This is a genomic window from Hymenobacter sp. HDW8 (genome assembly GCF_011305775.1).
GTDB classification, from domain to species: Bacteria; Bacteroidota; Bacteroidia; order Cytophagales; family Hymenobacteraceae; genus Hymenobacter; species Hymenobacter radiodurans.
On record NZ_CP049909.1, the window covers coordinates 59,473 to 73,465 of the forward strand.

12 protein-coding genes are annotated in these 13,993 nt (G+C 50.1%); 5 read left to right on the forward strand and 7 right to left on the reverse strand.

What is annotated here, in order from left to right; all coding sequences use genetic code 11:
* Positions 1-95: 95 nt before the first annotated feature.
* Both G7064_RS21720 and G7064_RS21725 read left to right on the forward strand, forming a co-directional pair.
* Complete coding sequence (locus G7064_RS21720; protein WP_166075437.1) at positions 96-1,322, forward strand: hypothetical protein; 1,227 nt, start codon at positions 96-98, stop codon at positions 1,320-1,322.
* Positions 1,323-1,722: 400 nt separating this feature from the next.
* Positions 1,723-1,962 (forward strand): hypothetical protein, encoded by a 240-nt coding sequence (locus tag G7064_RS21725; protein ID WP_166075438.1) that lies wholly within the window; start codon positions 1,723-1,725, stop codon positions 1,960-1,962.
* Between the two features lie 423 nt (positions 1,963-2,385).
* Here G7064_RS21725 and G7064_RS22860 read toward each other — a convergent pair whose 3' ends face one another.
* From G7064_RS22860 to G7064_RS21750, 6 genes are all read right to left on the reverse strand, one after another.
* Positions 2,386-2,517 (reverse strand): hypothetical protein, encoded by a 132-nt coding sequence (locus tag G7064_RS22860; protein WP_262888667.1) that lies wholly within the window; start codon positions 2,515-2,517, stop codon positions 2,386-2,388.
* 673 nt (positions 2,518-3,190) lie between these two features.
* Complete coding sequence (locus tag G7064_RS21730) at positions 3,191-3,493, reverse strand: hypothetical protein (RefSeq protein ID WP_166075439.1); 303 nt, start codon at positions 3,491-3,493, stop codon at positions 3,191-3,193.
* A gap of 654 nt (positions 3,494-4,147) precedes the next feature.
* Positions 4,148-4,351, reverse strand: coding sequence for a hypothetical protein (locus G7064_RS21735; RefSeq protein WP_166075441.1), 204 nt, complete (start codon positions 4,349-4,351; stop codon positions 4,148-4,150).
* 2,090 nt (positions 4,352-6,441) lie between these two features.
* Positions 6,442-6,603 carry a hypothetical protein gene (locus G7064_RS21740; protein ID WP_166075442.1) on the reverse strand — a complete coding sequence of 54 codons (162 nt, stop codon included), beginning with the start codon at positions 6,601-6,603 and terminating at the stop codon, positions 6,442-6,444.
* Between the two features lie 1,655 nt (positions 6,604-8,258).
* Complete coding sequence (locus G7064_RS21745) at positions 8,259-8,639, reverse strand: hypothetical protein (RefSeq protein WP_166075443.1); 381 nt, start codon at positions 8,637-8,639, stop codon at positions 8,259-8,261.
* Between the two features lie 611 nt (positions 8,640-9,250).
* Positions 9,251-9,760 carry a hypothetical protein gene (locus G7064_RS21750; RefSeq protein WP_166075444.1) on the reverse strand — a complete coding sequence of 170 codons (510 nt, stop codon included), beginning with the start codon at positions 9,758-9,760 and terminating at the stop codon, positions 9,251-9,253.
* Between the two features lie 419 nt (positions 9,761-10,179).
* Between G7064_RS21750 and G7064_RS21755 the strand changes: the two genes are divergently transcribed.
* Positions 10,180-11,184, forward strand: a complete 1,005-nt coding sequence (locus G7064_RS21755) for a tyrosine-type recombinase/integrase (RefSeq protein ID WP_166075445.1) — start codon at positions 10,180-10,182, stop codon at positions 11,182-11,184.
* Between the two features lie 270 nt (positions 11,185-11,454).
* Positions 11,455-12,153 carry a hypothetical protein gene (locus tag G7064_RS21760; RefSeq protein ID WP_166075446.1) on the forward strand — a complete coding sequence of 233 codons (699 nt, stop codon included), beginning with the start codon at positions 11,455-11,457 and terminating at the stop codon, positions 12,151-12,153.
* Between the two features lie 248 nt (positions 12,154-12,401).
* Here G7064_RS21760 and G7064_RS21765 read toward each other — a convergent pair whose 3' ends face one another.
* Positions 12,402-12,836 carry a hypothetical protein gene (locus G7064_RS21765; RefSeq protein WP_166075447.1) on the reverse strand — a complete coding sequence of 145 codons (435 nt, stop codon included), beginning with the start codon at positions 12,834-12,836 and terminating at the stop codon, positions 12,402-12,404.
* 212 nt (positions 12,837-13,048) lie between these two features.
* Between G7064_RS21765 and G7064_RS21770 the strand changes: the two genes are divergently transcribed.
* Complete coding sequence (locus tag G7064_RS21770) at positions 13,049-13,798, forward strand: hypothetical protein (protein WP_166075448.1); 750 nt, start codon at positions 13,049-13,051, stop codon at positions 13,796-13,798.
* Positions 13,799-13,993 lie beyond the last annotated feature (195 nt).

The window sequence follows — 13,993 nt, forward strand, 5'->3', positions numbered from 1 at the left end:
AGCTTTCCGCCTTCCCGGCCCGCTCCAAGGCAGTTTACCTTGCATTCCGCGAAGACTCCTCTTCCTTCCTTAGCACCTGCTCACTACTTGTCTGCATGCCCTCCTCTTCGCTGCCCCGCTTTTCCCGCGCTACCGTATCGCTTGGCTTGACGTACGGATGGAGCCTGTGCGTGCTCCTGACGTTTATCGATTGGCTGACCCCCTTGGAGTTTGCTAATCAGGCTCTCGTGACGGCCCTCCACTGGGTTATTTGGGGCGGCGCGATCCCCCTCGCCCGGCGCTGGCCGGCAATGCGCTGGCTGCCGAAGCTGTTGTGGCGGAGCGTGCTGCTGCCCCTGCCCCTGTGGGCGGTGTTGAGCCTCTGGCCGGTAGGGATTGGCTTAGTGCCGATCAGCTTTCTTTACTTCTTCTTTTTCGGCACCAATGCCAGCCCCGCCTCCTGGCAGACGACGTACGTGTACGCGCGGCAGCAGCACGCGCTGGTCGCCGAGCAAACGGCCGAGCCCTGGGCGGGCTTTGCAAAGCCCATAACCAGGACGGTAAAGATTACGCCTGTGACCCCGCTCTTTAACTGGGTGATCGGGGCCGCGGGCGAACAACATCCGGCGGGCTGGAAAGTGGTAGAGAAAGCCGGAATCTACCTCGGCCCGGACTCGACCAAGCAGCTGTTGGCGGATGCCTACAAAGCCGGCCAGCAGCGCTGTCAAGCGGAGCAGCACGTCCAGGACAGTATTGCCCGGATCTCGGGGGGACCTGCCTTTACGCTGCCCCCCATCACCCGCCACGGCGCGGGTACGCTGGGCTTTGTGCTGGGGGACGAGGTGTGGCGCAACTATCGTACGTGTTTTACGGGCACCGGCTGTACGAACCACTGTCCGGTGCAGGCCAGGTGCGTCGTACAAGATAAAGCCAAAGGAATTTATTCCCTGCAACTGGAGGCCCAGCTGCAGGTCGGGGATCGCCAGCAAGACTTTACGCTCTGGGTGAGACGGATCACGGGGCCGGGCGTGTACCAAATTGCCCATTATGCGCCCAGTGAAGCGCGCGGCACGTTCGAGCTGCTGCTCCACGACCGGACCCAGGATAGTAGCTACCGACAATCGACGGCCCTGGCTGATCAATCGTTGCGCGAGGGCCCGAGCCAAGCGGTACACGGGCTTCCGGTTGCCGCGCAGCTCCTCATCACGCGCTTTGATACGACGGCTCATATCATTGCGGGCACCTTTACCGGCCAACTGCGCAACACGCACGGCTGGTCGAAGCCCATGCTGGTTCGGGAGGGCCGCTTTGATGCGCGTTATCGCGTGGTAAAGCCTTGGTAAGGGGTGTTATCATACGCCCTGCTTCTTCTGAATGTAGTGCTCTCCTTTCGACTTTCGTTACCCTCCCTACCATGCTGTTACTGAATGAGAATACGCCCATCAGGCTGGGAGGAAATATGATCCTGGTGATCATCGTCCTTCTATTCTGTGGGCTAGCCTATGCGTCATCCATCCGTAAGCTACCGCGGGTGATACGTCTTGCCGGAAGTTTGGCAACCTGGGCATACTTCGTTGCCTCTTGCCTCTTTTTGTCGGACCTGTTGGAACGGCAACCGATGCTCTTTCCCATCCCGCTTTTCTTTTTCGTAACGTGTTGCCTTGTCACTTACCGAGCAGTACAGCGATAAAGGAAATCATCGCTTGATTCCACCTTCTACCCTTTATATCTCTTTAGTCTCTTATGACGGCTTTTATACCGCTATTTTTGAATGAAACGGCTGCAATAGACCTTTTCTTGGGTATACTCCTTATCGCTGCGGTAATAGGAGCTATCTTCTTAGGTATCTATTTGGTGAATAATCTTGCTGGAAATGACAATCCAAGTCAGTTTCGTCTTAAACTATATAGATTTGGGCGCAGGCTTCTTATCGCAACCATCCTCTATGTTTTAGCTATAGCTTTAGCTAATTACTTCAATTAAAGTATAAGATATATGACTCCACTCGTAACGCTACTTCTTGACGAAACTGCTGTAATAGGACAGTTTTTCGGCTTGCTTTATATAGGTGCAGTGATTGTTGGTTTTCTTTTAGCAGTAATAGCTACTCTCTTTTTAAGTGTGTTTTTGTACAGGCTTATCACAGACAGACAAAATCAATACAAACACAGAATGGTGAGGGTAAGCGGTATTTCTATCTCCTTGATTTGTTTGTTAATATTTAGCGAGAGGTTATTGAGAGAAATCCGTAGTTGGTACTAAAAAAGAGGCTACTGAATCATCGGTAGCCTCTTTCATTTCTGATGATGTAGCTAATATGCTACTTGTATATCATGAGTAAGTTAACCAACTTTGCCACTGTGAGCATAAAAATAGCCGATACCATAGCGGCACCGGCTACTTTTCTTACAAAAACATATTGAGCGCAAAGGAAACAATGCCTCGACATACACCACCTAGCGCTGCTTTCATCAGTTCTAGCTGGATGCGGGTGATTTTGAGCTTCTCAGGCTTTCCCGCTGGTTTACTCTTTTCCATGCTCGGTTGTTAGGGTGAACCCTAGCTTCCTGAAACCCCAAGTGTTCCCGCATTTGGGGTTTCGCCGTTCATAGGCAGTCACCTGGCAGGGTGTTACCAAGCGACTAAATAAATGTAGGAATAGCACCCGGCTTCGGGTAAGGATTCTTTAAAGTATTTAAAAGAATTTATATAATTTTTATTTAAATATTTATTGCCAGAACGCGTAAATGCGATATTTAAAATTATTTATTGGATTTAAATAAGCAACCACTCAAGGCATGACCTTATGGCATTAGGATGATTCTTGCTGTACTCGAAAAGGAAAACCAAGCCACAAGCTAGCGTTATACCCACTAGAATCTTAGATGCCTGTGAGAACTTAGACCAATGTTTTATTAGTAGGTAGAGAAGTCCACCTGTGATTGCTGTAAAACCAACGATTAAAGCTATACCAATCAAAAATAGTGTAAAAAGTCCCCTTGCTGCCTTAAGATTCTCTGCATGAACAGACATCGGTAAGAGAATAAGACTTAGCAGTCCCAGAAGCTTAAAAGATCTAAATCGCATATATGGCTGGAAGGTAGTAGATCGTTCCTAAAAGTCCCGATGCTGCACTAACAAGTCCCTACTCTGCTCTCGAACTATCGGACACCGCACCCGAAATTCCCCGCGCTCAACCGAAAAGCCATGGCTAATCAGGAAATGTCAAATCGAAAAATGAGGGGATTAAGTTCGGATAAGCGATGGCTAGGATGAAAAACGAAGCTATCGCTAAAAGCACCACTATCTTGTAGGGAAGTGAAAACCTAGACCAGTAGGTAATCAGCAGGTAGGGGATGCCAATCAGGACGGCTAGAAAACCGATAATCACTCCTATAGAACTGAATACGAGCTTAAATAGGATGTCTATTGACTTAAGATCTTCTGCCTGGGCGTAGAGGGGTAAGAGGGTGAGGCTTAGCCCTCCGATAAGCCTGAATGCTTTACGTTTCATTTGAGCAGGCGAGTAGAGCAAATCTAAGGGATAATGTTGTAGTCATTATTATAAACATTCTCGGACTTGGTTACAAGCTATCCTGTCACTTGACTTGAGGCTTCGAAGGCCGCTTATTGTCGTCCCGTTACCTTAATTTATTTAAGCCCAACGCGGAGCCGCCGATCCTGAGACGATTACTTTGTATTCTTGCGCTACGAAAAGCGCCCCCCGTTGAGCATCAGCAACATGGAGATTGTTATTATTACCTGTACTGGCTTGTACCTCGGGGGACCCTATTTTGTGGGTTCCTGCTTGCTGCTGGGATGGCTGTCGGCACCGTCGGGAGCCCAACAATTTAGACGACGAGTACCGGCTGGGGTATGGGTGAGTTGGTTGCCCCTTGCCTACCTGCTCTTTATTTGCTTCTGGGTGAGCGCGCTGGGGCTGGGCCACCGGTGGCCCTTGAGCAACTGGGAGCAGCTTTTCATCCCGCTGCTGTGGCTCACCTGTCTGCCTGTGGCCTGGCTCCTGGCCTTTGGGACGTGGTACGGGGTACGTACCCTCCGCAGAGTAAGGACCTAACCGTTGAGCCGGTCGGCGAGTCCCAATCACGGAGTTCAGGGCTAGCTGCGCCGGTTCCCATAACAGTTCCTGGCGCCACCGGTCCGGGGGTTAGGGGTTATCCAATTCCTCCTGCAGGCGCTCGAAGTCACCCGGCGGATACATAGCCCGCAGTTCCTCCTCGGTGGCGAACAGGCTGTCGGCCTCCGGCAGCTGCAGATTGCGGATATCGCGGTCGAGCTCCTTCTCGGTGATGTTGCCGTACAGGCCGGGCGGCACTGCCGGCCTTTCTTCGGGAGCAGGATTCAGACTCATAGACACCGGATATAGGAAGGAGCAAGAAAGGAAAAACACAGGGATCGTCGGGCATGCAAGCTACACGGCACGCTGGACAGCGACACGACGGGTAGCCCTCAACCATCACGGGGGATTTGTACCATGCCTGTTCCTGCTGCTAGCCCTCGCTGGTGGATGCTCCCGGCAAAGCGTAGAAACAAGAACGGAGCATAATGATAGCTATTCAAGAGTGATGATTTTTAGCAAGTTTAGGTACGATAAGTCTTCAGCACTGGTGCGGAGTGAGATAGATTCTGTAGCTAAGGCAACCCTGTTCGCCGTGATGGCTTCAGGTGTAGTTAGTATGTTGGCCGGACTCATTGTGGAGCGCAATCCGTTTCGATAGATAAGGAGTGCCCCTTCCTGTCTTCAGAAACATTATCCACACCATCGACTAAGAGTTTAGCTAGCCTTTACAGAGCCTTGGGTGACACTTTCACTTTATTTATAATTAAAAACGAAAATAGCGTAGAAAAAAACGAAATCATCAAATCCATATAATAAGATATAATAAAGGTTCCGACATTCAATTTATGCACCCGAATTTCGTTTTTTTGGTGATATTTACAATAATACTCAGTTGTAAATTTATAGATATTAAGGCTGTGTATATCTTCCTCAAATGAACTTGAGTACATAATGAATAGTTTAGCTATATGTATAATTATAAATAAAACACAAGACAAAATATATATGCGACCAAAGTGATTTTTATCTGTTCCTCTGAATAAGACCATATAAAGGAGGAGGAGAAAAAACGCGTTTCCTACAAGTAGACTTATTATCGTGAGAAGATCAAAAAAGTAATACATCGTATAGGGTCATTAAATATTGTATAATGCTACTTCATTTACTACTGGAAACCTTCATCTCTTACCAGGGAATGAACCTTTTCACTGGCTGTTAATATTCCTGAGGGGACACGTTTTCCCAACGGAACAATTTGATCTGACGGAACGGGAATTGGCATTTCAGAAAAAATCGGGCCATGACGGGCGATCATCACCCGGTAAGACGCTACATCGAGCATGGACAGCGCGTCCGGAATTAGCGCGCACGGCCTAAATAATACTGCCTTTGTCATTCATTCTAGCAACAGGGATTCCTTGAACGTCACAAAATGACCCTCCGCTGGAGGTCAGGGGATAAGAGACACTGAGTGGCACGCCCATGAATGGGGAGCGAGGAAAACCAGCCGGTTAGGGATGATAGCGGAGCCTTATCGCACCGCTTCCTGTTTTGGGTACAGGGGCGATTATAAGGTATGTATACTATTTAGGTTTAATCGTAAATACTATAAAAGATATGAAGGTTGATAAAAAGGATATTATAAAGTCAAAATAGTAGGAGAATAAGAAATCGCCAAGAGACACTCTCATATGGGGACTATTACTATAATACACAATCGAATTAAGGATTTCTTGATTTACCATATCTGAGTACATCATACAAATTCTTATGACATGAATGAATATAAATAGTCCACAAGAAACAATATAAATCCGATTTGCCTTAGCTGTATCAGCTTTTCTAAACAGGGTAAAATAAAATGACACTACTAGCGCTGCATTCAATACCAGCATTATTAGAAGATTGAAAATATTAATAAAATAATACATACACAGTTTTTATGTTGCGTTTTTTGGTTTAGTACAGCCTAATTTCTCTTCTATAAACTAATTATATTCTATAATCCTTCTGATTCTTGTAGCCATCATCACCACGAATACAATAATTAAAGATGGCGCAAAAGAGACACATGTAAAGATAGATGTTATAGATCCATTAGGATTAGTTATTTCATATATAAACAAACATATCAGGCTATTTATAACGCAAATCGATAATAATAGAAATCGTAAAATCCCTGTTGGCTTCAGCAGGTAAACCATTAGCAATAGTATAGCCGCAATATCCAGAATCACGGAAGGGCCATACATTATTTCGTATATAAGAGAGATGTCAACTTCTAACAGCATAGTCGTAGGAAGGAATGGCTTGGGTCTGTCGGGGTAGGCACCACGTTGCCGGGGCCAGTACGGCCTGTTATTCCTGCGTGGTCCGAAACATTACTCGGTAGCGCGCAGCATGCTGCCAAAGTTATTCCACACGCCCTGCCCACTAGTGGCTAAGTAGTACTCCAGCGGTTGTTGCGAGGGGGTAGTGTACGTCACGAGGAGCAGCGGCGAGCCGGCAGCTGATACCGTTCCCTTGATCGCTCCTGCCGTCACGGCAGCAGGGCAGGTCCCACGGGGAGTTGCACGCGGTACTGTTCCTCGTGGGACCTAGTCTCCGGCCGATCGGGCTGTAGCGACCACCCAGGGCTTACGCATCAAAATTCCTAGACTTCATCTCTAGCTCGTGAGAGCCTATTTAGTTCGAAAACCTGACTTGCACAATTGGTTGTAAAACGGCACTAGCGGCCGCAAAGGCACTTCGCTAGTTTTAATGCCTAAGTCCTGTCAATATAGAAGTTACCAGTACCCGGTACAATACTTCGATTGACGTTGTAGTTTTTATAAAATACACCTTGCACTGCTTCGCTAGCACCCGTGCTAATAAAGTCAAGTTCTTGAGGCAGGAATTGAAGGTCGAAAAGGGATGAGAGTTGAGGAAGCAGGTGCATAACAATAAAATAATTTTTATATTAATTTGTTTTATAATCTAGTGTGTCCCCAAATCTTCTATACTGCCAAAAGTGATTGCAAACAGTGTGATAAATACTAATACTATACCTGAGGTAAAAACTAATATTTCATAGAGTAATATCAAAGCCTTTTTTTTGTTTGCTCTTGCATATTTTAATGCCTTGCGGCCACTTAATAGAAGTATGATATGAAAAACAAAAAAAAATACAAGATGAAAAACAGGCCCTAAATTATGTAAATAGTGTAATGGCGAAAGCATCGTAAAATATATATAAAAGTAGTTCATAGCTACTAATACTGGCAGCATGTACATATAAAACATTTTACTCATTTGCATACAGTTTACGTTTGTTAACTATGAGCTGCTTCTCCACTGCCCTGCGTTCCTATTGGGTTTGGCTTAGCTACATTACTTCAATGTAAGGTGGTCCGCTTACGCAGGACAGCTTAGGGCGTTAGATTATAATATTGCTAATTAGTTAGCGGCGCGGCGCGCGAGAAAAAGACGAATCCTGTTAACACGAGCGGAAGGAATAAAAGGAAAACTATAGAATATTCACTTGTACTAGTGCCCTCATATACATCAGGTTCGGGCCACCAGCTGCATCCAAAAACTTACCTCTGTTACAATAATTAGAGAGCTCGCTCCTTTTGGATAGCGCTATAAATCACGCGATACAGGAGTAAAATCACGCTGCATGTACTCAGGGAAATAGCCCAGAATTTTAACAAACCTAAAAAAAAGTTTTCCTCCAATACCGAGTATAAAGGTTTACTTACTTTAAAAAGCCATGGATATTCATGATTTCTAATAGACATTAACACAAACAGAACGAAAAATATGATCTAAGAAATTAACATCCCGCCATGAAACCAATTAGATCGCCCAAATCGCCTAGCTAGCGGAATAAGCAGGATGGGCGCATATACCAAATAGGTCATAACGAGTAATATCAGCCCGATATAGAAACCAAATGCAAATTCCATATTATTGTATGACGGATGTATGAGGATGAAACTGCCGTTTTTCCAGTACTTCTTTATTTAGATTTAGAGTATTAGTGTTTATGAGTGATGGTATAAAACAAAGACCCACCCAGGGCGTGCCCTCTACACTACGTCTTGGAGACTACTAGCTAATAGTAGGCAATTAAACCGAATAATTTTGGGGTTCGATAAAGGGGCCTTCGCGGACCTTATTGGGGTACTGATACGGCCACGATAACGCTAGGCTTCCCTTACAAGCCCGGAGTTGCCCGGCGGTAGCGTTCCAGCAGATAGCCGATCAGAAAAGCGGCCGCCGCGGGCACCAAGGGCAGTAGCACAAACAACAGATAGTCCCGGCCCTTGCCTCGCCCTATTTGACCAACGACCCAATCAACGTCTCCGATCAAATCGCCTATCATGCGATAGCCATTGCCACTGATCAGGGAGTAGGGATAGATCCGCCAAGGCTGGCGCGTGCACGTTAAATAGAGCAGTTGGCCAAAAAAGTAGATCGCCCAGGTCCGTACGGCCAGCCGGGTACTGAGCTTCGCCGTCTGCACGAGCCGGTAGGGAATCCAAAGCACGAAAGCGATGAAAAATATGGAGAGAAGAAAGAGCAGGATGAGCAGCATTGGGGAAGGCTAAACGGATGGGTAAAACCGCATACCTGCTCTATTGTCGCAAATTAGGCACCACTCTTGACCTGCTACCAAGGGCTGCACGGAGCTATGTTTAAGGAGTTGATGCTCCCTCTGTGGACATTACTTGTGCTGCCTACCGGAGAATATATCTTCAATCCTTGATGGATGACGATAACGAATAAAAGGACGGGTCCATTAGCAAAGCAGTCGGCAACAATTTCATGTTCCTATAAACCCAATAAATATGCTTAGCATCCTGCTGCTCTCCGAAGAACTGGTATTAGGGTTTGCTTCTACGGTGCTTGCCATTTTATTTATCGGCATAACCTTATTTACGCTCTATTATGTGTTCAGAAAGTATAAAACATTCAATAAAATAACCGTTGTAAGGTTTTTGGTTGGGTTTCTGGTGGCGTGTTATCTATGGAGATTGTTTCCTATGAGCTGGGTTAGTGTGATGTTTATTTATATGCCTGTTTTGGTGCTTATTGGGTATCTATTGCTCCAGCACTCCCTAGAAAAACGGATCTAATTCCGTCTGTAGAACCAACCACACCCATTCAACACTACAGCTCCATTCTGCCCGGCGTAGCTAGACCACCTCAGTTTTGGACATGCTCTGCTGAAGGAGTAGCGGGCAGCTCTACTTTAAAAACTCGGGTGATTCTTTCGCACTCGCTACCGCATCTCTCTCTCTCCCTATAGGTGCCGGTGACAAATTGCGTAATGCTCGCCGGGGTCAGGGTCACAGGCTGTCCGGCGGCCGGCCGTGCCGTGACCGCTTCCCAATCGAGTGGTGGCGTAGTAAAACGCCGCAGAAAGGCTTCTCTACCCTGTCCTAAAACAAGGCTATCACCCGCCTCCAGCGTGCGCACCATCACCAGCTTCCCTTCTGGTTCCGTCAGAAAGCAAGTATCGGCGTGCAAAGCCTCTTGCACAGCGCGCAGGTCGTCGAGCTTTAGGCCTTTCCAATCGCCTGCCACGGTCTTAGCAGTGCATGTAATCGTTAGGCGACTGGTGGAGGTGTTTTTCAGCACGGTGCTGGTATGACCCGAATCGGCGCAGGAAGTGGTGAGTAGCAGGAGGAACCAGAGCAGGTGGTGGGGGCGCATAGAGTAAGGCAACTGCTGTGTTAGGATAAAACTATCCTAATGCCCGGCAATCAACTAACCGCTTGATACGCTTACCCGGAGCGAAGTAACCCGACATAGGGTGGAGCATTAGAATCTCTCCGTTCACGGAAAGGCGTTTCAATTCCTCTGCGAACAAAGTTAAGGTTCTGAGAGGCCATCCCACTGTTCTTCTAGCAGAGTTTAGGTACGATAACACTTCATTATCGTACCTAAACTTTTACCTATATATTTACCCCGCCAACCCCTAAATTTTCGGCTGCTCCCTCATCTTTTACCAGCAACCGTGGTCAGGCAGATCTTCGCGGGCCTCGCTTCGGCCGGGTACCCGGGTCGGGTCCTACGCTGCTACCAAACCAACCTCTGCGGGCGGCTACTTCACCGCCACCCAACTGTCTACCATGGAACCAAAGGGAAAGAAAGAGTTGCTGCCGGTCGTCGGGCAATCCGTGCCGGAGCTGGCCCTGGCCGACCTGGCCGGCAACGTCGCCCCGGACGTGGCCCGCTTCCTCACGCTGGGCCTGGAAGGGTCCGACAATACCCGGCTGGCCTACGCCACCGACTTGGTCAGCTATGAAGCCTACTGCGGAGCTAACCAGCTCCCGGCCTACCCGGCCGCCGTGGCCACCCTCGCCGGCTACGTGGCGCACCTGGCCAACCTGCCGCGCAAGCTGGCCACCATCCAGCGCCACCTCTCGGCCATTGCCAAGAAGCACCAGCTGCTCGGGCTCCCGTCGGCCGTGGGGTCGCCCGCGCTGGAGGTGCTCTTGAAGGGCGTGGCCCGCGCCGTGGGGAAGCGCCAGAAGCAGGCCCCGGCTTTTTCCGTGGCGCACCTAAAGCAAGCGGTTAGTGCCCTCGACCTGGAATCCGCGGCCGGCGTTCGGGACCGGGCACTTTTACTACTCGGCTTTGCCGGGGCGTTCCGGCGCTCGGAGCTGGTCGCCCTCGATTTGGAGCACCTGGAATTAAAGGAGGAGGCCCTGGTGCTGCACCTGGCCAAAAGCAAAACCAATCAAGCCGGCGAAGTAGAGGATAAAGCGGTGTTCTACGCTTCCAACCCGCTGTTCTGTCCGGTCCGGGCCTTTCAGGCGTGGCACCGGCTGCTGGGGCGCACCTCGGGGCCGGTGTTCGTCTCGCTGGTGCGGGGGCAGAAAGCCGGGGAAAGCAAACCCTCGACCAAGCGCCTCTCCGACGTGCGGGTCAACCGGCTGGTCAAGCAACACCTGGGGGAAAAATACTCGGCCCACTCGCTGCGGGCTTCCTTCATTACCACGGCCAAGCTTAACGGCCAGTCCAACGAGTTCATTAAGAACCAGACGAAGCAGAAAACCGACGTGATGATCAGCCGCTACTCCCGCCTGGATGATGTGATCAAGTATAATGCGGCGTATTCGCTGGGCTTATAATCCAGGCTGGCAGCATTTTCCCTATGTGTCGTCCTAAAAAAGTTGACCGTTGGGTGTTTTAACCAACTAGAGGGAAACCTCCGACTCGGCGGCTAATCAGCTTGCCTGTTACCAATAAGGCACCATCGCCCTATAAAGGCAGCGAAAAAACAATCGTTTTATACGCTCCTCCAGGCAATCGACAAGCGCGGCTAAATACGAAACGCAGAGTCGGTGCCTTTTTTTTCGTTTCCTCACCCGCTATCTTGCTTGCCCCACTTCCCGTCACCTATGCGTACCGTCTTCGCAGTGCTTCTTCTGATTAGTGCTGGCGCGGCGGCGCGGGCTCAAGAAGTGACGCCGGAAGCTTATGAAGCCGCGTTGCGCCAGGAAGTGGAGATCTTGAAACAAGGCGTGGTCCAGCGGAGGGCCGGTGAAGCAGATACCACCTTCCTCAAGCGCTTGTTCCCCGCCTCTTATTATGGGGGTGAACCCATTAAATACGCTTGGCGACCGAGTGCGTACGGCCCCCAACTGTTCTTCTCTCATGGCGAGCGGGACGAATCACACACCTTAGGAGAAGGGACAGAACTCTTCGTGCTTGACCCCATCGAGCCTACTAGTTACGCCGTACAGGTGCTGCTGTTGGAGTCCATTGGAGATATCACCAACCTGGCGGCTTTCTTTTTTGCCGACGTAGACCAGGATGGACAAAAGGAGTTGCTGGCGTTGGTGTATGCCGAGGTACAGAAAGTGATAATGCTGTCAGTCGAGCCAGGTAAGAAAAAACAGCGGGCGTACGGCCGCTTCTCGCACTGGCAAACGCAGGTATTCCGCTATGCCGGGCTTACCCCCGCTGGCCGGCCCCGCTACCAGCCCGACCGAACCCCCCGGCCGTACTTAAATGAGCTACAGTCCGCCGCCGAGGTGCGGCAGGCCCTGGCGCAGCAGCACGGGTCGAAGCGACGGCCGGCCAAAGCAGTAAAGTAAGCGGCAGAGGAGCCGTTGAGGGGCAGGGAGAACGGTTAGCGGGGTGGCCTAAGCGCTTGTCTAGTGAGGCGCATACGCTACGCATCCGGTGGCCGTATCCCAAGTATCCGGTATCACTCTACCTCATCCTACCTTATAGTCGCCACTGTACCCCGGACAGGATAATTTACCTTCTCGGACACGTTTACAAAAAAGCCCCCGAACTCAATCGAGGGGCTAAGCTGTTGCCGCTGGATACTATCGTTACCTCACCGAAGCCAGTAAAACACTCCCGCTACCAAGCAACTCGCCGCCACGGCTGCCGCCCGGTGTGGCAACCGCCTACCCAGTAAGAAAGCGACCAGTACCGCGTTGGGTAATACATAGCGCACGACGAACCCGGCGTCGCCCCAGCCATGACCATGCCCGAAGGTATGTGGGTCAAATACGTACAGCAGCAACAGCCACAAGCCGTTGAAAAGCAGCCCCAGAACTGCGACGATAACCAACTGCCTTTGGGAGGCCGGGGTAGCTTTGGTGTCTTTCGCCGTCACTACTAAGCCCCAAAGCAAGAGCAGTAGCACTGGGCCACCAGCTACCATAGCAAAGCCTTCTTCGACAATACCGTTCCCCAGCGCCCACGCGGGCTGGGCCGCGCTCAGGAGGAGTAGGCTGAAAGCTATTCGTCGTAGTCCGTTTTTCATAGGTGGCCTGTAAATTCCTATTGGGGAGAGGTGCAAAATAGGATAAAAACCAATAGGCGGGCGTGTGCTCACCACTTCGTACTTCTCGAAATCCTTTCCTTACATAGGGTTAGGTATACCAGAATTCTTGAAATAATGACGATTCTTTGCTTAATTAGCTATTGTGCTTGGCGTAGTACTTTAGTTAGCCGCCTCGCAGGCTACGTGTCCCGATGAAGTACTCTGCTACCTGTTCCCGCTATTCCGTGCTCTTGCTGAGCCTGCTCTGTTGTTTCTCTTGCCTAGCCGCCGTTTCACCTGGCTTACTCCAAGCAGACCACGTCTCCTTTGTGCCTTCTTCACCTCCTAACGGCAGTCTCTCAGCTGATTCCACGGAGGCTCGCACGCTACGTCAGGGCGTGGCGCAGCGGCAGCCCGCCGAGTCGGTCGAGGCCTTTGTACAGCGGGTGCTTCCGGCTTCGTTCGCCAACCCGGATGACCCACCGCAGGTCATTCAGTATGCGTGGCGGCCGAGCGCTTTTGGCAAGCAGCTTTTCGTCAGTGCGCACGATCCGCACGAACACTACCGCGTGTACGTCTTTGTGCTCGACCCCTATCAGGCCGATGCGTATGCGGTCGAGCGGTTTGAGGTACCGCGGGAGGATTCCGATTTGGCTAATGTCGCGGCCATCTTCTTTGCCGACGCCAACCACGACGGCCGGAAGGAACTCCTGGTGCTCGTGAATTCCTCCGTCGTGACGCCCACGGTGATTGACGGGATGATGTGGTGGCAGGCGCACACCGATCACTACCATACGCGCATCTACGGGTATAGGCTGGCAGACCAAGGCCAACGCCCGCACTACCAAGAGTACCCGCATCGCGACGACCTCGATGAGCTCGAAACAGCCGCGGAGGTGCGCCAGATTTTAGCCATCCCCGAACCGAAGTATAAGGTTCGCAAAACGCCTCGCTTTAAATAAGCTGTTGAGTAATCAGTAGCTTTTTACGTTCTGCAAACCACCTTATAGGGGATGTAATGAGCCTTCGGATAAAGTCGGACAAGGCCGGCTTCGTGAATCGTATCGTAGGATCAGTACATGTCGTTAAAACGCCGACCTCGAACAAGGAATAGCTTTCGGTCAGGCAGTGTTTTTTGCTTCCCTAGGCTACTTGAC